The following is a 23,928-nucleotide window of genomic DNA, read 5'->3' as shown; positions in this document are numbered from 1 at the left end:
ACAGGCTTCTGTAGCCCGGATGAAATCCGGGAAACGCCTTTGGCCGCACAAGCTTTCCCCGGATTACATCCGGGCTACGGACTGCGTGCCCCAACACATGCTGAGCCGCGGTGCGCACAGCGCACCCTACGAAAAAGCCGCCCGAAGGCGGCTCGTTCACAGACGCTGCGTGACGCTTACTGCTGCAGTTCCTGCTCGGTAAACATATCGCTGAACAGCATGCTCGACAGGTAGCGCTCGCCGGAATCCGGCAGGATCACCACGATGGTCTTGCCCTGCATGCCCGGCTCGACGGCGATACGCAGGGCCGCGGCCATGGCCGCACCGCAGGAAATACCGCAGAGAATCCCTTCCTCGCGCATCAGGCGCTGGGCGACGGCCTTGGCGTCCTCGTCGGTCACCAGCTCGACCCGATCGACCATGGCCAGATCCAGATTACTCGGTACAAAGCCTGCGCCAATGCCCTGAATCTTGTGCGGGCTGGGCTTGACCTCGTCGCCGGCCAGGGTCTGGCTGATCACCGGCGAGCCCAGTGGCTCGACCGCCACCGAGAGAATCGGCTTGCCCTGGGTCTGCTTGATATAACGTGACACCCCAGTGATGGTGCCGCCGGTACCGACGCCCGCCACCAGTACATCGACTGCACCGTCGGTATCGTTCCAGATTTCCGGGCCGGTGGTCTTTTCATGGATCGCCGGGTTGGCCGGGTTATCGAACTGCTGCGGCATAAAGTAGGTGTTGCTGTCGGAGGCGGCGATTTCCGCAGCTTTCTCGATAGCGCCCTTCATGCCCTTGGCCGGTTCGGTCAGCACCAGCTCGGCACCCAGGGCCTTGAGCACCTTGCGCCGCTCCAGGCTCATGGAAGCCGGCATGGTCAGCAGCAACTTGTAGCCACGGGCCGCGGCGACGAAAGCCAGGCCGATACCGGTGTTGCCCGAGGTCGGTTCGACTATGGTCATGCCGGGCTTGAGCACGCCGCGCTCTTCCGCATCCCAGACCATGCTCGCGCCAATACGGCACTTCACCGAATAAGCCGGGTTGCGCCCTTCGATCTTGGCCAGAATAGTGACGCCTTTGGGGCCCAGGCGGTTGATCATCACCAGCGGCGTATTACCAATGGATTGCGCGTTATCTGCATAGATGCGGCTCATGGCGGTGTCCTTATGCAAAGTGGCCGAATAGGCTGCCAAGCCTAAGACTGATGTGCCTGGCCGTCCAGTCCGCTTGTTGCATTGTCGGAACCCCTCCCCTCCATACGAGTCTGTCTCTTATGAAGAAACGCTACAGCATTCCTCAATGGGTACTTCTGGGCATAGCCATCGCCCTGGTGGCGCTGCATTTCGCCCTGCCTGTGCTGGTGCGCGACTACCTGAACGACAAGCTCGCCAGGATGGGCGACTACCGCGGGCATATCGCCGATATCGATCTGGCCTGGTGGCGCGGTGCCTACAAGATCAACGACCTGCGCATCGTCAAGGTCGACGGCAAGGTGCCGCTGCCCTTTGTCGAAGCGCCGCTCGTCGACCTTTCCGTCAGTTGGAAAGCACTCTGGAATGAGCGCGCGGTGGTGGCCGAGGTAGTGTTCGAGGAGCCGGTGGTCAACTTCGTCGACGGTACAAACCCGCAGAGTTCGCAAACCGGCCAGGGCACCAACTGGCGCGAGCAGCTGACCAGGCTGCTGCCCATCACCCTCAATGAAGTGCGGGTGGTCGAGGGGGTGGTACATTTTCACAACCTGACCTCCACGCCCCCAGTGGATCTGCGAGCCACTCAGGTCAATGCCAGCATTTACAACCTGACCAATGTCAGCGACGAACAGGGTGAGCGCGTCGCCCGCTTCGAAGGCATCGCCCGGTTGCTCGACCATGCGCCGCTGGAAAGCAGTGCGAATTTCGACCCGTTTCAGGATTTCCAGGAATTCGAGCTGAAGCTGCGCGCCACCGATATCGACCTGACCCGGTTCAACGATTTTTCCGCGGCCTATGGCAAGTTCGATTTCAAGACCGGCAGCGGCGACCTGGTTATAGAGGCGAGCGCCGATGACGGCCAGCTCAGCGGCTATATCAAACCCCTGCTGCGCAATGTGGAGGTGTTCGACTGGCAGCAGGATATGGCCAATCAGGACAAGGGCCTGTTGCGCGGCCTCTGGGAAGCCCTGGTTAGTGGCGGTGAAACCCTGCTGAAGAATCAGCGCAAGGATCAGTTCGCCACCCGCGTGGAACTCAGCGGCAACGTGCGCCAGCAGGATGTCAGTGCGGTTCAGGCGTTCCTCGCCATCCTGCGCAATGCTTTTGTCGAAGCCTTCACCACCCAGTTCGAAAATCCGCCCAGCCGGCGCGAACCGGTCAAGGAGTGACGGACCATTCAGTGACTGAATGAGCCGTCTACGTTCACAGTGGCCCGGCTCGCGCGTTATAGTCGAACTTTTCAAATACTGAACCCGCGGGTATGGCCCTGCGCGTTACCGTTCGAGGATTTACCGATGAAGTTCGAAGGCACCCAGTCGTACGTCGCCACCGACGACCTCAAGCTCGCGGTCAATGCCGCCATCACTCTGGAGCGTCCGTTGCTGGTCAAGGGCGAGCCGGGCACCGGTAAGACCATGCTCGCCGAGCAGCTGGCCGAATCCTTTGGCGCGCGCCTGATCACCTGGCATATCAAGTCCACCACCAAGGCCCACCAGGGTCTCTACGAGTACGACGCGGTCAGCCGCCTGCGCGATTCGCAGCTGGATTCGGACAAGGTTCACGACGTGCGCAACTACATCAAGAAGGGCAAGCTGTGGGAAGCCTTCGAATCGGACGAGCGGGTAATCCTGCTGATCGACGAGATCGACAAGGCCGATATCGAGTTCCCCAACGACCTGCTGCAAGAACTCGACAAGATGGAGTTCTACGTTTACGAGACCGACGAAACCATCAAGGCGAAAAAGCGCCCGATCATCATCATCACCTCGAACAACGAAAAAGAACTGCCGGACGCCTTCCTGCGCCGCTGCTTCTTCCACTACATCGCCTTCCCGGATCGCAGCACCCTGCAGAAGATCGTCGATGTGCACTACCCCAACATCAAGAAGGACCTGGTCGCCGAGGCGCTGGACGTGTTCTTCGACGTGCGCAAGGTGCCGGGCCTGAAGAAGAAGCCGTCCACCAGCGAGCTGGTCGACTGGCTCAAGCTGCTGATGGCCGACAATATCGGCGAAGCCGTGCTGCGCGAACGCGACCCGACCAAGGCCATCCCGCCGCTGGCCGGTGCCCTGGTGAAGAACGAGCAGGATGTGCAGCTGCTCGAACGCCTGGCGTTTATGAGCCGCCGCGCCAGCCGCTAAGGCTGCACAGATCTCGACCTGTAGGAGCCAGCTTGCTGGCGATCAATGGCATCCGTAGCGCGCCGGATCGCCAGCGAGCTGACTCCTACACAGAGCGCCCCGACCGGGGAATGATTCTGCAAGTGAGGATGCAGCCATGCTGCTTAACCTGTTCAACGAAATGCGCGCAGCCAAGGTGCCGGTGTCGGTACGCGAGCTGCTCGACCTGATCAACGCGTTGAAACACAACGTGGTGTTCGCCGACATGGACGAGTTCTATTTCCTCGCCCGGGCCATCCTGGTCAAGGACGAGCGGCATTTCGACAAGTTCGACCGCGCGTTCGGGGCCTATTTCAAGGGCCTGGAAAACCTTAACCAGCATATCGAGGCGCTGATCCCCGATGAGTGGCTGCGCAAGGAATTCGAGCGCTCGCTGACCGATGAGGAACGCGCCAAGATCGAATCCCTCGGCGGCCTCGACAAGCTGATCGAAGAGTTCAAGAAACGCCTGGAAGAACAGAAAGAACGCCACGAGGGCGGCAACAAGTGGATCGGCACTGGTGGCACCAGCCCGTTCGGTTCCGGCGGTTTTAACCCGGAAGGCATCCGCGTCGGTGACGCCGGCAAGCGTCAGGGCAAGGCGGTCAAGGTCTGGGACCAGCGCGAGTACAAAAACCTCGACGACCAGGTCGAACTGGGCACGCGCAATATCAAGGTGGCCCTGCGCCGCCTGCGCAAATTCGCCCGCCAGGGTGCCCAGGACGAACTGGACCTGGGCGGCACCATCGACCACACCGCCAAGGACGGCGGCCTGCTGAATATCCAGATGCGCCCGGAACGCCGCAACGCGGTCAAGCTACTGATTCTGTTCGACATCGGCGGCTCGATGGACGCCCACGTCAAGGTCTGCGAAGAGCTGTTCAGCGCCTGCAAGACCGAGTTCAAGCATATGGAGTATTTCTACTTCCATAACTGCGTGTACGAGTCAGTGTGGAAGAACAACCTGCGCCGCACCTCCGAGCGCTTCTCCACCCAGGACCTGCTGCACAAATACGGTGCGGACTACAAGGTGGTGTTCGTCGGCGATGCGGCCATGGCACCCTACGAAATCACCCAGGCCGGCGGCAGCGTCGAGCACTGGAACGAGGAGCCGGGTTACGTCTGGATCAAGCGCTTTATGGAGAAGTACAAGAAGCTTATCTGGATCAACCCCTACCCCAAGGACAGCTGGGGCTACACCGCCTCGACCAATATCATGCGCGAACTGCTGGAAGACCAGATGTACCCGCTGACCCTGCAGGGCCTGGAAGATGGGATGAAGTTTCTCTCCAAGTAAAAACAACGGGCCCAGCAGGGCCCGTTGTTCTTTTTGCCATGTAGCCGTTAGCTGTTGCACACAGTTTTTGCCGCCGCCCTGACTTGCGGATGACGCTGCAAAAAGGTCAAGAGGCTGTCGGGCAGATAGGTATGGGGCTACTACGGGGCCAACATCTTCTATTTTATTGGCCTGCAGTACATCTCGGCGGTGCTGGAACGCTTGATTCTGTTTATCTACCCGAGCATGACCGTGCTGATCGGCGTTCAGTTTATGGGTAAGCGTCTGGAGAAGCGCCAGGTTGCGGCGCTGCTGCTGTCCTACGCGGGCATCGGACTGGCGTTCGCCCACGACCTACAGGTGGCGGAGGACCTGCATACGGTGCTGATCGGTGCCGCCTTTATCTTCGGCTCGGCGTTGTCCTACGCCCTGTACAGCTCGGGGGCCGAAGTCGCGATTCACCGGCTGGGCACCATCCGCTTTGCCGCCCTGGCGATTATCGTATCCACCTTCGCCACGCAAGTGCACTTCCTCGCCACGCAACCGTTTTCCGCACTGCAGCAGCCCGTGGCGGTGTATGCATACGGTGCGGCGATGGCGATTTTCTCCACGCTGCTGCCGATATTCTGGCAATCCGCTGCGCCTGATCGGTTCGGCGCGTCCCGTGCTGATTGGCACGCTGGGGCCGGTCCTGACGATTGTCTTCGCCTGGATGCTGCTGTCTGAGCCGGTGTCATTCGCCCAGTTTGCAGGGGCCGGATTGGTTTTGGCGGGGGTGTTGCTGGTTTCGCGACGCAAAAGCTCGCCCGTTCAGCCGGGGCCTGCCGCTGCGCCACGCGCTCAAGATGCCAAACCGGCATAGGCAATGGCTAGCAGGCCGACGCTACGCCTAATCAGGGCAGCGTTGATTCGCGCACACAAGCAAACGCCCCGAACCGCTCGGGGCGTTTGTTGTGAGCCGGCCTCAAGTCCAAGCCTTGTCACAGGCTCCGGCTGCAGGCCTTGTCGTTTCGGCCACGACTCTGCGGAGGAGGTATCGAACTAGCCCTGCACCAACGCCTTGGCCGCCAGCTCGCCGGTCTCCACCGCGCCATTGAGGAAGCCCCAGTACTCCTGCGAGCAGTGTTCACCGCAGAAGTGGATGCGGTTGCCGGCATCCTTCTGCCACTGCGCGCCCCAGAAGCGGGTGTAGTCGCCCAGGGCCGGCGCGCTGTAACTGCCCTGGCTCCAGGGATTGGCCGACCATTTGGACACCAACGCTTTGCCTTGATAGGCCGCCGTGGTACCCGGAAAGACCGGCTCGATCTGCGTCAGCAGCTTGTTCACATCCTTGGCCGCGGCCTGAGCGAACGGCTGGCTGGTGCTTAGCGCCAGCCCCTGCTGCCCGCCCAGATAGTCGCACAGCACGCTGCCGGTGGTGGGTTTGCCCACCTGGGTGTCCCACACGGTGACGAAGCCGCTGGCACCGGAATAGCTCACCCCGTTCATCTGTACCGGGTGACCGTCCACATAGCGTAACGCCCCCCAGGGACGCGAGCCGCACTGGATATGCAGCTTGCCATTGCTGCCCATGCGCAGCTCGTTGATCGCCAACTGCTTGGCCGGGGAGAAAGTCGCCCGCACCTGAGGTGACAGCTCCACCTCACGCAGCTTGCTAAAGGGCAAGGCCAGCACCAGTTGATCGCAGATGTCGCTGGAGCCATCGCTGAAGGTGCAGACATACGGCCCCATGGCGCTGCCGGAAATGGCGGTCAACGCCTTGCCGGTGACCACGCTGCCCGCGGGCAACTGGCTGGCCATGCCGTAGGCCACCGCATCGTTGCCGCCGGCTATGTGGTAACGCTCGTCGGTACCGGCCAGGGGAAATGGCTGGTTGATCGAGTTAAAGCCCATCAGATAGACCATATTGAGACAGCCCTGCTGCTCCGGCGGCAGGCCGTACTCGGAGATCAGGTTGGCCTGCATCAACTGACCGAAGTGGCTGTTGGCACCGATGCCGGTCTGGTTCAGCCAGTCGATCGCGCCGATCTGGTCGAGGCGCACGTGCTCGGCGTTATGACTGTTGTGCATCGGCTGCCAGGGCGCGGCCTGCTGGGTACGCTTGAACAGGTCATAGACTTCGCGCCAGTCATCGCCCAGTTGCTCCTCGCGGTAGAACTGGTTGTTCAGGTAGTACAGCTCCTCGCCGCCGGGCAAGGCACCACTGTTGACATCTTCCAGACTCAGGCCCAGCTGATGCACCAGATTGCGCAGCGCGCTGTGCTCGGTGGATACAAGCTCACCACCGCGCTCCACGGCCATACCCTGATCGAAGAAACCGCGGGTGGTGAAGGCGCGGCCGCCGATGCGCGTGCTCGCCTCATAGACAGTGCTGGGATAACCATACTGCTGCAATCGATGGGCGCAGCGCAGGCCGGCCAGACCGGCACCGATGACGATAACCCGCCCTGGATTGCTGCCCTGTCCGCCCATCGCGGCCAGCGCCGGGCCCATAGCGCCGAGCAGGCTGGCACCGGCCACACCGGCGCCCAGGGTTTTGAGGAAATCACGCCGCTGCTGACGTTGCAGCTGCGCCAGGCGGGTCTGCTCGCGCTGGATGTCGAGCAGCTCGTCGACCGGGATGCCGGTGCGCTCGGATTGCTGATGCGCCCATTGCAAACGGCGGAACAGGCGGGCTAAAGGGGAATTGCTACGACTGGACTTGCGACTCATGAGGTACCTCTACTGGTTGAACCACGATGAATACGAACCGCACCCCTTACGGGTGCGGCTACTGCCGCAGATAAAAATCAGAAAGTCTTGCTTACACCGAGCACCAGGTTGGCACCGCAGACGTCGTCGAAGCCGTTGTAGCTGGCGCACTCCTCGTCCGACAGGTCGGAGTCGACATAGGCCAGCGACCAGTCGAGGCTGAGCAGGGTCTTGCTCAGAGTCAGCTGCCACTCGTTGTAGCTGTCGCTGGCACTACCGTCATCGTCGAAGAAGGTGTCGTCCTTGAAGTCGACCCAGCCATAACGCAGGTCCAGGCCGACATCCATCGGCAGGCTGGTCTCGTAGCCGACGAAGCTGTACAGGTAGCTCTGGTCGCCGCCCAGGTCGTCGGAGTAGTAGCCGCCGACATAGCCGCCATAGGCAGAGAGTTTGGCGTAGCTCTCGCTGTAGTTCAGCCCCCCTTCCTTCGGATACTCGTACTCGTAGTAGGTGACATCCAGGACGATGTCATCGCTGGCCTGCCAGTAGTAGCCAAGGTAATAGTCGATCTCCTGGCGGGTCTTGCTGCCGAAGCCGAAATCGACGCTGGAGCTCCATACCCCGGCGTACAGACCGCTGGAGTGGGACAGGGTCGCGGATCCCTGGATAGCGGGGTCGTTCTGAGTTTGCGACATACCCCGCGAGTGGTAGTCGCTATAGGCACCAATGTTCAGATCCAGGCTGAAATCGTCGTTCAGGGTGATGGCCTGGGAGGCCGACCAGGGTGCCAGCAGCATGCCGGCCATGCAGAGTTTCAGTGCGTGTTTCATGGTTGCTCCATAGTTTTTTTCGATTGTTATAGGCTGGCGCTCGCCGAAAAATGCAAAATCACGCCCGCGTTTTTCTCTGATGCCTGAGCAAAGAGAAACCCATGCAGAATTGCGCTCACCGCCCTGCCCATGGCCTTTTCCGGCATGCACGGGCCCTCGAGCGGCAACGCAATCGACTGATTGGTTGGCCCGTACCGCGACCTTGTTTGGTTAAAGCGCCGGCACCCCGTTCAGGACGCCGGCGCGCGACCTACTTGATGTACCAGCCCCAGGCTTGGGCGCTGTCGTAACGGGTGATCTGCTTCACCTCGCGGTAGCTGTCGAAGCCCCACTGGCCCAGTTCGCGGCCGATGCCGCTCTGCTTGTAGCCACCCCAGGGTGCCTCGCTGAACGTCGGTTGCGAGCAATTGATCCACACGATGCCGGCGCGCAGCCTGCGGGCCACCCGTTCGGCACGGGCGAGGTCCTGCGACATCACCGCCGCGGCCAGGCCGTAGACCGAGTCATTGGCCAGGCACAGCGCCTCCTCCTCGCTGTCGAAGGCGCGCAGGCAGACCACCGGACCGAAGATCTCCTCGCACCACAGCGCGCTGTCCACCGGCACCTCGGCGAAGATCGCTGGGGTAAGGAAATAGCCCTTGTCCAGATCAGCCGGCACCTCGCCGCCGTAGGCCAGGCGCGCACCACTCTGCTGCCCGTCGGCGATGGCGCTGAGCACCTTGTCGCGCTGCCCGGCGCTGACCAGCGGGCCGAGCAGCACGCCCTCGTCCAGGCCGTGGCCGATGCGGATCTTGCGGGTCTGCTCGACCAGGCGTTCGAGTAGCACCGGGTACAGGGCACGCTCGACCAGCACCCGCGAGGTGGCGGAACACACCTGGCCCTGGTTCCAGAAGATGCCGAACATGATCCACTCCACCGCCGCCTCCAGATCGCTGTCGGCGAAGACGATAAAGGGCGACTTGCCGCCCAGCTCCAGGCTGAGGTTTTTGATCTCCCGCGAAGCCGCCTGCATGATCCGCCGCCCGGTCGGCACGCTGCCGGTAAAGGCCAGCTTGTCCACCAGCGGGTGCTCGGCCAGCGGCGCGCCGGCGTCCGCGCCGAGGCCTGTGACCAGATTGAACACCCCAGCCGGCAGCCCCACCGCATGCACGATGGCCGCCAGTTCCAGCGCCGTCAGCGGGGTCAGCTCGGAAGGTTTCAGCACGATGCAGCAACCGGCAGCTAGGGCCGGAGCGACCTTCCAGGCAGCCATCAGCAGCGGGAAGTTCCACGGGATGATGGCACCCACCACCCCCACCGGCTCGCGTTCCACCCAGCAGCTAAAATGCGGGTCGGACACCTCGATGTTCTGCTGCGGCACAACATCGGCGGCTTCGGCCAGGCCCGCGTAGTAGTCGAAGCAACCGGCGGCATCGGCAATATCCCACTGCGCCTCGGGTAGTGGCTTGCCGTTGTCGCGCACCTCCAGCTCGGCGAGCTGCGGCAGGCGCTGGCGAATCCCGGCGGCGATGGCGCGCAGCAAGGTTGCCCGCTCGGCACCGGACAGCCGCGGCCAGGGGCCCTCGTCGAAGGCCCGGCGCGCGGCCTGCACCGCCAGCTCGATATCCTCGGCGCTGGCCGCCGGCACCTGGGCCAGCACGCTCTCGTCACTCGGATCAAAACTGGCGAAGCTCTGCTGGCGAACCGGGAGTCGCCATTGTCCATCGATATACAGGTGCTGATAGATATCCATCTGCGCAGGTTCCACTGAATAGGTTGAGAGTTAACCGGCCGGTTGCGCGGAGATGCGCACGTGCTGCAGATGGCTGAACGCGGCGACGCACGCGCCCTGCTCCACCTGCACGCCGGGGCCGAACACCACACAGGGCTCGACGCGGACATCCACGCCCAGCTCGGTGTCGGCGCTGAAATACACGGTGTCGGCGGCGGCCAGGGTTACCCCTGCATGCATGGCCTGCTGGCGGCGGCGACGCTGAAAGATCTGCTCCGCGGCATGCAGCTGCTCGCGGTCGTTAACCCCGAGGATTTCCTCCTCGGCCACTTCCACGGCGACCACCGGCAAGCCGGCAGCATTGGCCAGCTCGACCGCATCGGTGAGGTAGAACTCGCCCTGGGCATTGCTCTTGCCGATGCGCTCCAGCAACCACAGGCAGTGATCGGCGCGAAAGCCCATTACCCCGCCGTTGCACAGGTTGATCGCCAGCTCCTGCGGGCTGGCGTCTTTGGCCTCGCGGATCGCCAGCAGGTGCCCGTCCTCCACCAGCAAGCGACCATAGGGTCCCGGCTGCGCGCTGGTGAAACCGGCCACGGCCACCGCAGCACCGTCGATCAGCGCCTGACGCAGGCGCTCAAGAGTCTGCGCAGTGATCAGCGGCGAGTCGCCGAACAGCACCAGCACGCAGCCCTGCTCATGCCCGAGCAGGTCCGGACGCGCGGCCAGCACGGCATGGGCGGTGCCCAGACGCTGCTGCTGGATAAACTGCCGGGCAGTCGGTGCCGTCTTCCGCACGTACTCGGCCACGACTGGCGTATCCGGGCCGACCACCACGGCCAGCTGCTCGATACCCGCCGCCTCGGTGACGGCCAGCACATGGCCAAGCAGCGGGCGATTGCCCACCTGGTGCATCACCTTGGGCAGGCTGGAACGCATCCGCGTGCCCTGACCGGCGGCGAGAATCACCGCCAGGGTGGGAAACAAAGCGTGTTCGCTCATGTTCGGCTGTCCTCAGGCGCGGTAGAACTGATCGTCGGCGTAGGGGTACCACCACGACTGGATCTGTGGCTGGTGGTCGATGATCACCATCTTCGAGCGGCGGAACGCATCCAGGCCCTGGCGGCCCAGCTCGCGGCCCATGCCGGACATCTTCCAACCGCCGAAGGGCAGCGCGTCGTTGTCGATCAGCGGATTGTTGACCCAGACCATGCCGGCCTCCAGGCGGTCGGCGGCCTCCATGGCCTCGGCCAGATCCGTGGAAAACAGCGAAGCACCGAGGCCGAATGGCGAGTCATTGGCCAGGCGCACGGCCTCGTCGAAGTCGGCGACGCGGCAGATCGCCGCCACCGGGCCGAAGCACTCCTCGTGGAAGATCTTCATGCTGGCGTTGACCCCGGTGAGGATGGTTGGCTCATAGAACCAGCCACAGTCCTGCGCCAGCGGAATACGCCCGCCGCACACCACAGTCGCGCCCTTCTCGACCGCATCCTCGACCAGGCGCATGACCTTGTCGCGGGCGGCCTGGCTGACCAGCGGACCGATCTCGCTGTGCTCCAGGCCATGGCCGATGCGTAGCTGGCGAGTCTTTGCGGCGAAACGGGCGACGAACTCGTCGTGCACCTCATCCACCACGAAGAAGCGCTCGGCCGAGGTGCATATCTGCCCGCTGAGGTGGAAGGCCGCGGTCACCGCGCCGGCGACGGCGACTTCCAGCGGCGCATGCTTGCTGATGATCATCGGGTCGCTGCCGCCGGCCTCGATCACCGCCGGTTTCATCCGTTCGGCGCAGGCCACCGCCACCGCCTTGCCGGCGGCGACGCTGCCGGTGAAAGCCACCGCGTGTGTGCGCTCGGACTGCACCAGCAGCTGCGCGGTCTGCGCGTCGCCCGGCACGCAGGACACCAGCCCGGCCGGCAGGGCGCGGAAGTGCTGCATAAATTTGAGGGTGCACAGGCTGGTGCTTTCCGCCGGTTTGATGATGCAGGCGTTACCGGCGGCGAGCGACGCTGCCACGGTCCAGCACATCAGCAGGATCGGGAAGTTGAACGGCATGATATGCACGCTGACGCCGTAGGGCTCGTAGCGCACATGCTGGAAGGACCCGATCTGCGTGGTGCCGGCGACCTTGCCGGCCTCGTCGCGAGCCATCTCGGCGTAGTAGCGGAAGATCGGCGCGCAGTTGGCCAGCTCACCCATAGCCTCGGGAAACGGCTTGCCCATCTCCAGGGTCATCAGCCGCGCGGCTTCACGGTTGCACTCCACATCGCTCTCGATGGCATTGGCCAGGCGGTGTAGCAGCGCCGCCCGGCTCTTGGCATCGACCTGCCGCCAGAGCTGCTGGGCCGCATTGGCCGCGTCGACGGCGGCCTGCACATCGGCCGCATCGCCGAGGCCAATGCGGCCGACCTGCTGCAGGGTCGCCGGGTCGAAGATGTCGCGTAGGCGCTGAGTGGCCGGTGTCTGGTAGTCGGGGCTGATAAAACGCAGCGGCTTGTCGCAGGTGAAGGTGCTCATGGCTTTTCCTTGGGCAGTCGAGGGTGGCCTGCGCGCAGCGCGGCGATGGTGCTGGCCGGCAGAGCGTCGCGCCAGGGCGCGAGCTGCTGATCGAGAAAATCGCGTAGCGGCTGCAGCGCGGGATGATCGAGGGCCTGACAAAACAGGCCGAGGGTGCGTGGCAAATGGTCGAGGTAACCGAGCTTGCCGTCGCGCTGGGCCAGGCGCACGAAGATGCCGAGCACCTTGGCATGACGCTGGGCGGCCAGCACCGCGTAGTCGGCCATAAAACGTTCGGCGTCCAGTTGCGGCCGTTGCGCCAGGTAGCGCTGCAGCAGACTGGCGCGCAGCGCGGCCGGCACATCGCGGCGGGCGTCTTCCAGCAGCGACATCAGGTCATAGGCCGCCGCGCCCTGCAGGGCATCCTGGAAGTCCAGCAGGCCGCAGGCGGCAACACCTTCGCGGCCTTCCAGCAGCATCAGGTTGTCGACATGGAAGTCGCGCAGCACCACGGCCTCGCGGCGCTCGGCCACCGCCGCGCAAAGCCCGCCGAACAGCAGCAGATAGTCCTCACGCAACGCCATGGCTCGCTCGCCGCCGACCAGCAGCGGCGCGTACCAGTCGATAAACAGGCCGAACTCCGCCGCCAGCCGCTCGCCGTCGTAACCCGGCAACGTTACGCCATGGCTGACCGGTGCCCGGTGCAGCTGCACCAGGCAATCCACTGCCAGTTCGTACAGCGGCTGCTCGGCCTGCCCGGCCGCCAGCAAACGGGTGTAGGTGGCGCGACCGAAGTCCTCGACCAGCGCCAGCCCCGCCGCCGCATCGGCCGCCAGCACCCGCGGTGCCGACAGGCCCAGCCAGCGCAGCAGCTCGGCCACGTGCAGGTAAGGGCCGAGCGGCTCGCTGGCCGGTGGTGAATCCATCAGCAGCAGGCCGGCACCATCCAGGCGGAAGTAGCGGCGCGCCGAGGCGTCCGCCGGCAACGCCAGCACTGGCGTGGCGGCGTGGCCGTGCTGGGCGAGAAAGACGGTGCGCTGGGCGGCGCGCGCGTCGCCGGTTGCGGCTTGAGTAGACAGGGCTTGGTTCATGTCATCACCGGATCATGTAGACCTTTTTCACCGTCTCATGGACGGTGCACACGCCTTTCCAGTCCTTGGGGAAGAAGGCGGCGGTGTCCGGGGTGACCTCGATCACCTCGCCCGACTCGTGCACGTAGGTGCAGCGGCCTTCGAGGAAGTGGCAGAACTCGTCGCTGGTCACGTGGCAGAACCACTTGCCCGGCGTGCAGTGCCAGATGCCGCATTCCGACTGGCCTTCCGGGCCCTTGTGCAACACCACACCACTGATGTGCGACTGGCCTTCAAGCATGGTCGGGATCACGCCCCAGTCCTTCAGTTCGGTAACGCTCAGGGGGCGGTGGATAACGGGGGTTTTCATGGTCGAACTCTCACTTAGCAGTAGGGCCGCACCTGCACAGGTGCGGCGCAGCAGACCGGCCTAGGCCAGCATATAAAGGTTGCGCAAGGTCTCGATGACCTCGCATTCGCCGGTCCAACCGGCGGGGAATAACACCAGGGTCTCGGCACCGACCTCGATCACCTCGCCGTTGTCGCGGCGATAGATGGCCTGGCCAGCGACGAAGTGGCACAGCTCGTCACGCGGGATCGACAAGCGCCAGGTGCCGGGGGTGCACACCCACAGGCCGCACTCGGGGCTGTTGTTCGGCCCCTTGAACAGCAGGCGGCCGCTGGAGCGCGATTGCCCTTTGAGCGCATCGGCTTGCACGCCCCAGTCCACCAGGTCGTTGTAGTCGCAGGCACCCGTGATATGCGGCGCGCTGGAGTCGAGTCGGACCTCAGCCATTGTTGAGTACTCCATCGAGGATCTTGGCCGCGTCTTCCGGGCCCTTGTGTGAGGTCATGTAGGCGCTGGTGCGCTTGAGGCGCGCGGCCATGTCGGCGTCGCTGACACACAGCGCCAGCTTCTCGGCCAGCTCCGCGTGCTGCCAGTTGCTGCGGTGCATGCGGAAGCCATGGCCGCTCTCCTCGGCACGCATGGCGTTGTCGTGGCCGTCCCAGACGTAGGGCATGACGATGGCTGGTTTGCCGAAGTACAGGCACTCGGTGAAGCTGTTGTTGCCGCCGTGGTGGATAACCGCGTCGACCTGGGCGATCACCGAGGGCTGCGGATACCAGTTGGAGACGATGACGTTGTCCGGCAGCTCGGGGTACTCCTCCAGGTGCTCGCCGACGTTGAACAGCGCGCGGTACGGCAGCTGGCCGATGCTGTCGATCAGGCGCTTAAGCAGCCCCACGTCACCACTGCCCAGGCTGCCGAAGCTGACATAGAGCAGCGGCTTGTCGTTATTGGCGCGGAACTCGGGGATCTGGTAGGCCTTGTCCTGGCGCACGCAACCCTGCAGGTAGTGGAAACGCCGGGCCGGCAGCGGATAGCGGCGCTCGAACTTGACCGGGTCCGGGTACAGCAGCAGGTTCATCCAGGGCGACTCCTCGAAGAAGGTGCCCAGCGGATACGGCCGCTCGCCACACTCGGCGAGGAACTGGTTGAAGTCGGCGTGGATCGGCGCAATCACTTCCTCGAACTTGGCGCGGAAACGCGCATGCCCGGCCTTGTCGTCGATGCTCATGCCCGACAGGTACGGCGGGATATCCGGATCTTCCACCTCGTTCTCCGAGCAGGAGATGATCCGCACCCAGGGCTTGCCGTACTGCTTGATGGCCGGAAAGAGGATGACGTTGTCGACGCAGATCAGGTCCGGCTTGATCCTGTCGAGGATCGCCGGCAGCTCTTTCTGCGCCCACTTGCTGGTCTCGACTATGGCTGCCCAGCACTCGCTGACGTAGTTGTCGAGCTGGTCGATCGGCTCCTTGCCGAAGTTGGGAATGTGGCCGTTGATGAAGTCGCTCCAGTAGCGCGCCATCTCCTCGGCCGGCATCGGCTCGGACATGTTCACTGGGTGCTCTTCGAAGCCATAGGCGGCATACACCCCGGTCATCCCCGGGTCGGTGAGAAACACCGCCTTGTGCCCCAGCGCCTCGCAGGCCTGGGCGATGCCAACGGAATTGAGCGCCGGGCCGTAGGCGGCCTCAGGGAAGAAGGCGATGACTTTGCGTTCACTCATGGTCTGGACTCCCGATGTTGTTGTTCTGATTCAGCAAGCCAGCACGCGCGCGTGCTGGGCATTCCAGCCCAGACGGATCGGCATGCCGCTGGTGAAGCTGGTGAATTCGTGCTGCGAGGACGGCACCCGCACGATCAGCGGCTTGCTGGAGACCGACGTGTGCACGTGCAGGTTGGTATCCAGGCCGTGGTAGGCGACCTCGACCACCCGGCCGTCGACCTCGTTGTCGCAGCGTGGCGACTCGCCGCCGAGCACCTGAAGGCGCTCCGGGCGCAGGGCCAGGGCGACGTTGCCGCTAATGATTTGTGCGGTCGGCTCGATCTTCAGCAAGCGCCCGCCGGCATCGACCTGGTCGCCGCCGATGCGCTGGCCTTCGATCAGGTTGCTGACGCCGATAAAGTCGGCGACGAAGCGGTTGCTCGGGTTCTCATAGATGTCGTTGGGGCTGCCGCACTGGCTGACTTCGCCGTCCTTGAGCACGGCCATGCGGTCGGCCATGACCAGCGCCTCTTCCTGGTCGTGGGTGACCACGATGAAGGTGATGCCGCTCTCGTGCTGCAGGCGCTTGAGCTCCAGCTGCATCTTGCCGCGCAGCTTCTTGTCCAGCGCGCCCAGCGGCTCGTCCAGCAGCAGCACCCGCGGGCGCTTGATCAGCGCCCGGGCCAGGGCCACGCGCTGGCGCTGGCCGCCGGACAGCTGATCCGGCCGGCGACGGGCGAAGTCGCGTAGCTGAGCGGTCTCCAGCATGGCGTCGACGCGCTGGGCGATCTCGTCCTTGGGCCGGCGCTCCATCTCCAGGCCGTAGGCGATGTTGTCCCGTACGTTCATATTGGGAAACAGCGCATAGGACTGGAACATCAGGTTGAGCGGGCGCTGGTTGGCCGGCATCGGCGAGATGTCGCGGCCATCCAGGTAGATGCTGCCGGAAGTGGGCGTCTCGAACCCGGCGAGCATGCGCAGCAAGGTGCTCTTGCCGCAGCCTGAGGGACCGAGCAAGGCAAAGAATTCGTTCTCGCGGATACTCAGTGACACGTCTTTGACGGCCATGCCCTGACCGTAGGACTTGCTGATCTTGTCCAGGACCAGCACCGGGGCGTTGTTAGTCTTCATGTTTGCTGTGCACCTTGTTGAGCCGCTGGGAAGCGAACAGCGCGGTGAAGCTGACCAGCATCACCAGGGTCGCCAACGCGTTGATTTCGGGGGTGACGCCGAAGCGGATCATCGAGTAGACCTGCATCGGCAAGGTGGTCGAAGCGCTGCCCGAACCTGAGTTGAAGAAGGCGATGATGAATTCGTCCACCGACAGGGTGAACGCCAGCAACCCTCCGGCCAGCACGCCGGGGAAGATGCTCGGCAACAGCACCCGGCGCAGGGTGGTCGGCCAGCTGGCACCGAGGTCGATGGAGGCCTCGAGGATCGAGTAGTCGAAGTGTTTGAGGCGGGTACGCACCACCGCGCAGACGAAGGCGATGTTGAACACCACGTGGCTCAAGATGATCGAGTGCAGGCCCAGGCTCATCTTCAGCAGGTTGAAGAAGCTCAACAGGGCGATGGCCAGGACGATGTCCGGAATGATCATCGGTGCCATCAGCAGGGTGTCGGCCAGATTGCCTGTCTTCGCCGCATTGCCGCTGGCGTGGCTGCGCATCTCCACCCCGAGCGCCAGCAGGGTGCCGAGCACGCAGGCCAGGCTGGTGGAGATCAAAGCGACGATCAGGGTATTGAGCGCCGCATGCTGGATCGCCTGGTTGGCGAAGAGCGCACCGTACCATTTGAGCGACGCGCCGCCCCAGGCAGTGGGCAGGCCGCTGGCGTTGAACGACAGCAGGATCAACACCAGGATCGGTACATAAAGGAAGGCATACACCAGCCACAGGTGGCTGCCCAGCAGCAGACCAGATGCATTACGCATGGCGAGCCCCCTGGGCGCGGCGTGCCAGCATGGCCTGGATAAACAGCAACAGCAGCATGATGGCGATCAGGAAGAAGCTCAGCGCCGAGCCGAACGGCCAGTCGCGGGCGGTGAGGAACTGCGAATAGATCAGATTGCCGACCATCAGCACCTGCTTGCCACCGAGTAGGTCGGCGGTGATGAAGTTGCCGATGCTGAGGACGAAGACGAACACTGCGCCGGCGGCGACGCCGGGCACGCTGAGCGGCAGGATGATGCGGCGGAAGGTGGTCCAGCCGGATGCGCCGAGGTCGCTGGAGGCTTCCCACAGCTCGCCGTTGATCCGCGACAGCGAGGCGAAGATCGCCAGGATAACGAAGGGGATGTAGTTGTAGACCAGCCCCAGGATCACCGCCGACTCGGTGTAGAGAATGTTCAGCAGATCGCCGTACAGGCCCATGGGTTCGAGCACACCGGCGATCAAGCCCTTGCGGTTGAGCAGGACGATCCAGGCATAGGTGCGGATCAGGTAGTTGCTCCAGAACGGCAGCATCACCAGGAACAGGTACACTGCCTGGCGCTGGCGCGGCGCGCGGGCAATGGCGTAGGCCGCCGGGTAACCTATCAGCACCGCATACAGGGTGGCTAAGCCGGCGATCTTCGCCGAGCGCAGGAGAATCTCCAGGTACAGCGGGTCGAGCGCACGCTGATAGTTGTCCCAGGTGAAGACGTAGTCGATGCCTCCGTAGGCACCGCGTTCGAGAAAGCTGTAGACCAGTATCAGCAGGCACGGCAGTAGTAGAAACAGGGCCAGCCAGCCCAGTGCGGGCAGCAACAACCAGGCCGACAGCCGCCTGTCAGCGTGCAAAACACTCATGCGTAGTTCCCCCAACCCCAGCGTGCGGGGCGGTATCGAGCGTGGATCGGGAAAGGGAGCGGCGGGCACCGCTCCATTGGTAGAGCCGTAGAACCGGTTGCGGATCTCGCGAGCTAGAGCCAGACAAGGAAAAAGTGGCCGAGGGAGCGGAGTTTGCGAACTGTAAATGAGCAGTACTCATTTCACTCGCCCTCCGGGTCGCGCTAAAGCGCGTTAGCCGCAAGCGGCTTTCCGAGGCCAGTTTTAACGCGGTATGGCCGACGCGCAGCAGATCCGTGCTTACTGGGCGGCCATGATCTCGGTCACGGCGCGGGTATAGGCCTTCTGCGTGGTGCCGCCGACATCACGTAGCAGCTCCTGCTTGACCAGCTCCGCCGGTGGCGTGTTGAGGTTCGGATACTGGCTCAGCAGCTCCTTGCCCAGCCCGTCCATGGCCGCCTGGTTGGGCACCTTGTAGAGGATGTTCTCGGCAACCCAGGCGTGGTTTTCCTTGGCCAGCATAAAGTTGACGAACTGGTAGGCCGCATCGAGGTTCTGCGAGTTCTTCAGCACCACCATGGTGTCGACCCACAGGTCGGAGCCTTCCTTGGGCACCATAAACTTGATGTCCGCGTTGGCCTGGGTGCCGTAGTTGCACCAGCCGTCCCAGGCGTGGGCCATCAGCGTCTCGCCGGAGGCAAGCTTGGAGTAGAAGGTGGTGTCGTCGAAAGAGAGGATGCGCTTCTTGGTCTCGATCAGCTGATCACGCACCAACTTGATGTGCTCCGGCTGGGCCTCGTTGACCGTCCAACCGTTGGCCAGGAAGCCGGCACCAAGCAGCCAGCGGTCGGTGGCCAGCAGGGTGACCTTGCCCTTGAGCGCATCGCTTGGCTTGAGCAGGTCATTCCAGCTCTGCGGCACCTGGCTGAGTTTGTCCGCACGGTAGCAGATGCCAGTGGTACCCCAGGTGTAGGGCACGGAGTAGTGGTTGCCGGCGTCGTACGCCAGGACCTGAGCCTCGGGATAGAGGTTCTGCAGGTTGGGCACCTTGGCCGCATCGATATCAGCCAGTAGCCCCTGCTGGTGCAGGACTTCGGCGAAGGGTGAGGAGACGAACAGCACGTCATAGCCTGCGCCACCGGACGCCATGACCTTGCCCATGATTTCTTCGTTGGTGGCATGCAGCGACTTGTCAGCCTCGATGCCGGTGGCTTGCTGGAACTTCTCCAGGGCATCCGGGGCCATGTAGCCGTCCCAGATGGAGATCACCATGTCCTTGGCACTGGCCAATGGCGCGGCCATGGCAGCGGACAGGGAAAGACTTGCGCACAACAGGGTTGTAGTTTTTTTCATGAGGCACACCTAGCGAACGATTGATTGTTGTTGTTTCGAAGGCAGATGAAGCGGTACTGCATGTCTTTTTTTTCGAATAAATACCACATGAAACACCAAGTCAACAATTTTCTGTTTCTTGTTGGGGGTTCGCCGCTGTGGCATAAGGGGATTCACGCGCTACAACAGCCCAACTAGAGAGCAACCGGATTGAGCACTACCCGCGAAAAGAAGCCCCGCACCAACCACCTGGAACTGGCCCGACGGATCATCGAGCACGCCCAGGAAAACGACATGGAAGCCGGTGACGCCCTCTCCGAACAGCAACTGGCGCGCACCTTCCAGGTATCGCGCACATTGATCCGCGCCGGTCTCAACGTATTACTCGAACAGCAACTGGCCGATCACCAGGCCGGTCGTGGCTATTACCTGCGTGCCGCCCCGGCCAACCAGGCACTCAGCCCGGCACTGCCGCAGGCTGCCGAAGAGGAAATGGCCGCCGCGGTGCTGCGCGACCGCATGGCCGGCCGCCTGGGTAGCAGCATCAACGCCAGCGAGATCATGCGTCGCTACGACATTGGCCGACCGGCCGCACAGAAGGTGCTGAGCCAACTGAGCGAAGACCAGGTGCTCGAGCGCGGCCCCGGCCAGTCCTGGCTGTTCCGCCCGCTACTGAACAACCTCAGCGCCCTCGAAGACAGCCTGCGCTACCGCATGCTGCTGGAGCCAGAAGCCCTGCTTTCGCCAGGCTTCGAAGCCGACCGCCAGCGCCTGTCACTACTGCGTAGCGGCACCCAGAGCCTGCTCAACCAGCCCATCGAAGCCTTCAATGTCGAGCAGTTCCGCGAGCTGGACATCGGCTTCCATGAACTGATCGCACAAAGCTGTGGCAACCGTTTTATCTGCGACGCCCTGCTCCATCACCAGCGCCTCAGACGCCTGCCCAACCTGCTGCCGATGGTCAGCGTGCACCGCCTGCAGGAAGCAATGCGCGAGCACCTGCGAATCATCGAAGCGATCGAGCGCGGCCAGATGGAAATTGCCGCCGACCTGATGCGCCTGCACCTGCGCCTCTCTGCTGCGCAGCGCCCGCAGACCGCCAACCGCGGTATTCCCCGGGCCTGAATCCAGCCCTAGTACTAATTTGTTCAAAAAAACAGTGTATTTTTTTACCAAAAAATACATGATCTAAAAACACCAGCCAGGCCGGGGCCACCCCCTGGTCACGGAAACGACCCGCCATGCCCAAAGAAAAACTGATCGCCCTGTTTCCCGAAGCCAGCTTCGGTGCCGCGCTGAACTGCATCGGCATCGCCCAGGCGCTACGCGAGCAGGGTGCACGCCCGGTATTTATCTGCCACGAGCACTTTCAGGGCCTGTTCGCCGAATACGGTTTCGCCGAGTACCCGATCCTGGTCGGCAGTGCGCTCTCCGCCGAGGAACACCAGCATTACTGGGAGCGCTTTATCGAGCGCAGCATCCCCTACTTCGACCAGACGCCGCTGGAGCAGATCGACAGCTACGTGGTGCCGGCCTGGGAAGCCATCATCGATACCGCCATCGAGGCGGAAAAACCGCTGCAGCAGCTGCTGGCCCGACTCAAGCCGAATGCCATCGTGCTGGACAACGTGGTGATGTTCCCCGCTATCGCCAAGGCAGGCTGCCCCTGGGTGCGGGTCATTTCCTGCGCCGAGACCGAGCTGCCCGACGCCGCCGTGCCGCCCTATCTGTCCGGTGCCAGCGCCAGCGCTCCGACGGCCTGCGAACACTACTGGCAGCGCTATGCGCAGGCCGTCGCCCCGGCCCACGAGCGCTTTTCCCGCTTCCTGGAAAGTTGCGGGCACAAGCCCTGCGCCCCCGGCCTGTTCCTCGAAGAGTCGCCCTGGCTCAACCTGCTGCTGTCGCCCACGCCGGTGCGCTACGCGCGCCAGCACCCCCTCGACCCGGCGCGCTTCGTCTACCTGGATGGCTGCGTGCGCCGCGAGGCCCCCTACGTGGCACCGCAATTTCCGCGCAACAATGCCGCGCCACTGGTCTACCTCAGCTTCGGCAGCCTCGGTGCCGCCGACGTCGGCATGATGAAGCGTCTAATCGAGGTCGCCGCGACCTTGCCCTACCGCTTCCTGATCAACGTCGGTGCCTACCGCGAGCAGTACGACAGCGTGCCGGACAACGTCTACCTGGACAGCTGGTTCCCGCAGCCGGCGGTGCTGCGCGAATGCCAGCTGTTTATCCATCACGGTGGCAACAACAGCTTCTGCGAGGCCCTGTATTTCGGCCTACCGTCGCTGATCATCCCCTACTGCTGGGACGGCCACGACAATGCCCGACGTGCCGAGGAAGTCGGTGTCGGCCGCTACCTGCCGCGCTTTGAAGACCCGCTCGCGGCGCTACCCGCGGCCATCGCCCAACTGCTCGGCGACAGCGCCATGCAGCAGCACCTGCAGCAGGCCAGTGAGCAGATGCAGGCCTCGCGCGGCACCGAGATGGCCGCCCGGGCGATTCTCCAGCTACCCAGCCCCTAACCAACCAGCCACTAGCGAGCCACCCCATGAGCGATCGCGCCCTGCACAGCCTTGAGCAAGCCACTCCCCTGCCTTACTGGCTGGACGCCGCGGGCCCCGCCCCCGGTTTCAACCGCCTGGTGGGTGAACGGCACTGCGAGCTGGCGGTAGTCGGCGGCGGTTTCTGCGGGCTATGGACGGCCTTGCTGGCGCGCCAGCGTCATCCTCAGGCGCGCATCGTGCTGGTCGAGGCGCAGGCCTGTGGTGGCGCGGCCAGCGGGCGCAACGGCGGTTTCTGCGCACCAAGCATTTCCCATGGTGTATCCAACGCCCTGAAACGCTGGCCCGCCGAGGCCGAAACGCTGATACGCCTGGGCCAACAGAACCTCGACGAGCTGGAGCAGGACGTGCACCGCCTGGGCCTGGCCGTGGAGTTCCAGCGCCAGGGCAAGCTGAGCGTGGCCAGCAGCCCCTGGCAGGTGGCCGGACTGCGCAGCCTGGAGGAGAAATACCGGCGCTTCGGCATCGCCTGCGAATACCTGGAAGGCAGCGCGCTGAAGGAACGCCTCGACTCGCCGCTGTACAGCGCCGGCCTGTTCGAAGCCAACTACGCCCTGCTCAATCCGGTCAAGATGGTCCGGGAACTGCGCCGCGCCTGCCTGCAGCAGGGTATCGAGATCTACGAGCACAGCCCGGTGCGGGCCCTGCTGCAGCACCCCGGACACCTGCTGCTGCAAACCGACTACGGCAGCATCCAGGCCGAGCGGGTGGCGCTGGCCACCAACGTGTTTACCGATCTATTGCCGCGGCACAAATCCGCGGTCATCCCGATCTACGACTACGCGCTGACCACCGAGCCGCTGAGCGACGAGCAGCTGCGCAGCATCGCCTGGCGCGGCCACTACGGCATCGCCGACTCCGGCAACCAGTTTCATTACCTGCGCAAGACCGCCGACCAACGCATCCTATGGGGCGGCTACGATGCCGTGTACCCCTTCGCCAGTCGTCTGGACGAAGGCCTGACCCAGCGCCCACAGACCTTCGTGCGCCTCGCCGAGCAGTTCCAGCAGACCTTTCCGCAGCTCGCCGACGTGCATTTCAGCCACGCCTGGGGCGGCATTATTGACTCCTCCGCGCGCACCACGATGTTCACCGGTAGCCATGCCGGCGGGCGCATCGCCTATGCCCTGGGTTTCACCGGCCAGGGTGTGTCCGCCAGCCGCTTCGCCGCCGCCACAGTGCTCGACCTGCTCGACGGCCTGCACACTGAACGCACTGCGCTGCGCATGCTCAACCGCAGGCCGGTGCCCTTCCCGCCCGAGCCGCTGCGCTACGCCAGCATCAGCCTGGCGCAACGCGGCCTGGCCGAGGAAGACCGCAGCGGTCGGCGCAACCTGCTGCTGAAGACCCTGGACGCCTTCGGCGTCGGCTTCGACTCCTGATCAACAACAAGGAAAACCCTTATGCCGAGCACAACGCCCAAGCACGTTATCGACTTTGCCAGCAGCGCGGCCCAGGCCCTGCAGAGCGAAATCAACGATCCCGCCCTAGTCGATGCGCCCTATCAGAGCAGCACCTGGCGACACTTCAGCCATGCCGGCAAGGGCCTCAGCGCCGGCATCTGGGAAGCAGGCCCGCACAAGGAGCGCTGCAGCTGCGACTACGACGAGCTGTGCCATATCCTCGAAGGTGAAGTACGCCTGACCGACAGCGCGGGCAACAGCCAGACCTTCGGCCCGGGCAGCTCCTTCGTGGTTGCCGCCGGGTTTGAAGGTACCTGGGAAAACCTCAGCCCGGTGCGCAAGGTCTACCTGATCAGCGGAGTGCCCGCCCAGTAGGGCGCGGCGCAC

23 protein-coding genes are annotated in these 23,928 nt (G+C 63.7%); 9 read left to right on the top strand and 14 right to left on the bottom strand.

What is annotated here, in order from left to right; all coding sequences use genetic code 11:
• Positions 1–176 precede the first annotated feature (176 nt).
• On the bottom strand, positions 177–1,151 hold the full coding sequence (cysK, locus tag AACY13_RS21455) for a cysteine synthase A (protein ID WP_339463606.1): 975 nt from the start codon (positions 1,149–1,151) through the stop codon (positions 177–179).
• Positions 1,152–1,270: 119 nt separating this feature from the next.
• On the opposite strand from cysK, the gene AACY13_RS21450 reads away from it, so the two are divergent.
• The 5 genes from AACY13_RS21450 to AACY13_RS22745 all read left to right on the top strand — a co-directional run bounded on the left by AACY13_RS21450 (position 1,271) and on the right by AACY13_RS22745 (position 5,484).
• The gene (locus tag AACY13_RS21450) at positions 1,271–2,356 is read left to right on the top strand and encodes a DUF748 domain-containing protein (RefSeq protein WP_339463605.1); all 1,086 of its coding nucleotides are present in this window, start codon (positions 1,271–1,273) and stop codon (positions 2,354–2,356) included.
• Positions 2,357–2,482: 126 nt separating this feature from the next.
• The gene (locus tag AACY13_RS21445; RefSeq protein WP_339463604.1) at positions 2,483–3,328 is read left to right on the top strand and encodes an AAA family ATPase; all 846 of its coding nucleotides are present in this window, start codon (positions 2,483–2,485) and stop codon (positions 3,326–3,328) included.
• Between the two features lie 136 nt (positions 3,329–3,464).
• On the top strand, positions 3,465–4,643 hold the full coding sequence (locus AACY13_RS21440) for a vWA domain-containing protein (RefSeq protein WP_339463603.1): 1,179 nt from the start codon (positions 3,465–3,467) through the stop codon (positions 4,641–4,643).
• A 225-nt stretch (positions 4,644–4,868) separates the two neighbouring features.
• Positions 4,869–5,348 (top strand): hypothetical protein, encoded by a 480-nt coding sequence (locus AACY13_RS21435; RefSeq protein ID WP_445262602.1) that lies wholly within the window; start codon positions 4,869–4,871, stop codon positions 5,346–5,348.
• On the top strand, positions 5,287–5,484 hold the full coding sequence (locus AACY13_RS22745) for an EamA family transporter (protein ID WP_445262601.1): 198 nt from the start codon (positions 5,287–5,289) through the stop codon (positions 5,482–5,484). The genes AACY13_RS21435 and AACY13_RS22745 overlap by 62 nt, the downstream gene beginning before the upstream one ends.
• 179 nt (positions 5,485–5,663) lie before the next feature.
• On the opposite strand, the gene AACY13_RS21430 is transcribed toward AACY13_RS22745, so the two are convergent.
• From AACY13_RS21430 to AACY13_RS21370, 13 genes are all read right to left on the bottom strand, one after another.
• Positions 5,664–7,334, bottom strand: coding sequence for a flavin monoamine oxidase family protein (locus tag AACY13_RS21430; protein WP_339463602.1), 1,671 nt, complete (start codon positions 7,332–7,334; stop codon positions 5,664–5,666).
• 77 nt (positions 7,335–7,411) lie between these two features.
• On the bottom strand, positions 7,412–8,143 hold the full coding sequence (locus AACY13_RS21425) for a TorF family putative porin (protein ID WP_339463601.1): 732 nt from the start codon (positions 8,141–8,143) through the stop codon (positions 7,412–7,414).
• A gap of 250 nt (positions 8,144–8,393) precedes the next feature.
• A complete protein-coding gene (locus AACY13_RS21420) occupies positions 8,394–9,875 on the bottom strand; it encodes an aldehyde dehydrogenase family protein (protein ID WP_339463600.1) in 1,482 nt (493 codons plus the stop codon).
• Positions 9,876–9,905: 30 nt separating this feature from the next.
• Positions 9,906–10,856, bottom strand: coding sequence for an NTP transferase domain-containing protein (locus AACY13_RS21415; RefSeq protein ID WP_339463599.1), 951 nt, complete (start codon positions 10,854–10,856; stop codon positions 9,906–9,908).
• 12 nt (positions 10,857–10,868) lie between these two features.
• Positions 10,869–12,371 carry an aldehyde dehydrogenase family protein gene (locus AACY13_RS21410; protein ID WP_339463598.1) on the bottom strand — a complete coding sequence of 501 codons (1,503 nt, stop codon included), beginning with the start codon at positions 12,369–12,371 and terminating at the stop codon, positions 10,869–10,871.
• Positions 12,368–13,441 (bottom strand): aminoglycoside phosphotransferase family protein, encoded by a 1,074-nt coding sequence (locus AACY13_RS21405; RefSeq protein ID WP_339463597.1) that lies wholly within the window; start codon positions 13,439–13,441, stop codon positions 12,368–12,370. Before AACY13_RS21405 ends, AACY13_RS21410 begins: the two co-directional genes overlap by 4 nt.
• 4 nt (positions 13,442–13,445) lie before the next feature.
• The gene (locus tag AACY13_RS21400; protein ID WP_339463596.1) at positions 13,446–13,790 is read right to left on the bottom strand and encodes a cupin domain-containing protein; all 345 of its coding nucleotides are present in this window, start codon (positions 13,788–13,790) and stop codon (positions 13,446–13,448) included.
• A gap of 60 nt (positions 13,791–13,850) precedes the next feature.
• Positions 13,851–14,216 carry a cupin domain-containing protein gene (locus AACY13_RS21395; RefSeq protein ID WP_339463595.1) on the bottom strand — a complete coding sequence of 122 codons (366 nt, stop codon included), beginning with the start codon at positions 14,214–14,216 and terminating at the stop codon, positions 13,851–13,853.
• Positions 14,209–15,495 (bottom strand): glycosyltransferase, encoded by a 1,287-nt coding sequence (locus AACY13_RS21390; RefSeq protein WP_339463594.1) that lies wholly within the window; start codon positions 15,493–15,495, stop codon positions 14,209–14,211. The genes AACY13_RS21395 and AACY13_RS21390 overlap by 8 nt, the downstream gene beginning before the upstream one ends.
• 30 nt (positions 15,496–15,525) lie before the next feature.
• Positions 15,526–16,605 carry an ABC transporter ATP-binding protein gene (locus AACY13_RS21385; protein ID WP_339463593.1) on the bottom strand — a complete coding sequence of 360 codons (1,080 nt, stop codon included), beginning with the start codon at positions 16,603–16,605 and terminating at the stop codon, positions 15,526–15,528.
• Positions 16,595–17,407: an ABC transporter permease gene (locus tag AACY13_RS21380; RefSeq protein WP_339463592.1), complete on the bottom strand. Its 813-nt coding sequence runs from the start codon at positions 17,405–17,407 to the stop codon at positions 16,595–16,597. The genes AACY13_RS21385 and AACY13_RS21380 overlap by 11 nt, the downstream gene beginning before the upstream one ends.
• A complete protein-coding gene (locus AACY13_RS21375; RefSeq protein WP_339463591.1) occupies positions 17,400–18,263 on the bottom strand; it encodes an ABC transporter permease in 864 nt (287 codons plus the stop codon). Before AACY13_RS21375 ends, AACY13_RS21380 begins: the two co-directional genes overlap by 8 nt.
• Positions 18,264–18,542: 279 nt before the next feature.
• On the bottom strand, positions 18,543–19,595 hold the full coding sequence (locus AACY13_RS21370; protein WP_339463590.1) for a polyamine ABC transporter substrate-binding protein: 1,053 nt from the start codon (positions 19,593–19,595) through the stop codon (positions 18,543–18,545).
• A gap of 189 nt (positions 19,596–19,784) precedes the next feature.
• On the opposite strand from AACY13_RS21370, the gene AACY13_RS21365 reads away from it, so the two are divergent.
• The 4 genes from AACY13_RS21365 (at position 19,785) to AACY13_RS21350 (ending at position 23,916) form a co-directional block, all read left to right on the top strand.
• On the top strand, positions 19,785–20,699 hold the full coding sequence (locus tag AACY13_RS21365) for a GntR family transcriptional regulator (RefSeq protein WP_339463589.1): 915 nt from the start codon (positions 19,785–19,787) through the stop codon (positions 20,697–20,699).
• Positions 20,700–20,815: 116 nt separating this feature from the next.
• Positions 20,816–22,099 (top strand): glycosyltransferase, encoded by a 1,284-nt coding sequence (locus AACY13_RS21360; protein ID WP_339463588.1) that lies wholly within the window; start codon positions 20,816–20,818, stop codon positions 22,097–22,099.
• A gap of 26 nt (positions 22,100–22,125) precedes the next feature.
• Entirely contained in the window at positions 22,126–23,520 is a 1,395-nt protein-coding gene (locus AACY13_RS21355; RefSeq protein WP_339463587.1) for an NAD(P)/FAD-dependent oxidoreductase, read from the top strand.
• Between the two features lie 21 nt (positions 23,521–23,541).
• Positions 23,542–23,916, top strand: a complete 375-nt coding sequence (locus tag AACY13_RS21350; protein WP_339463586.1) for a cupin domain-containing protein — start codon at positions 23,542–23,544, stop codon at positions 23,914–23,916.
• Positions 23,917–23,928 lie beyond the last annotated feature (12 nt).

Source organism: Pseudomonas sp. EA_105y_Pfl2_R69 (assembly GCF_963970915.1).
Taxonomy (GTDB): Bacteria; Pseudomonadota; Gammaproteobacteria; order Pseudomonadales; family Pseudomonadaceae; genus Aquipseudomonas.
The sequence above is the reverse complement of the archived record's forward strand: the minus strand, read 5'-3'. Positions and strand labels throughout refer to the sequence as shown.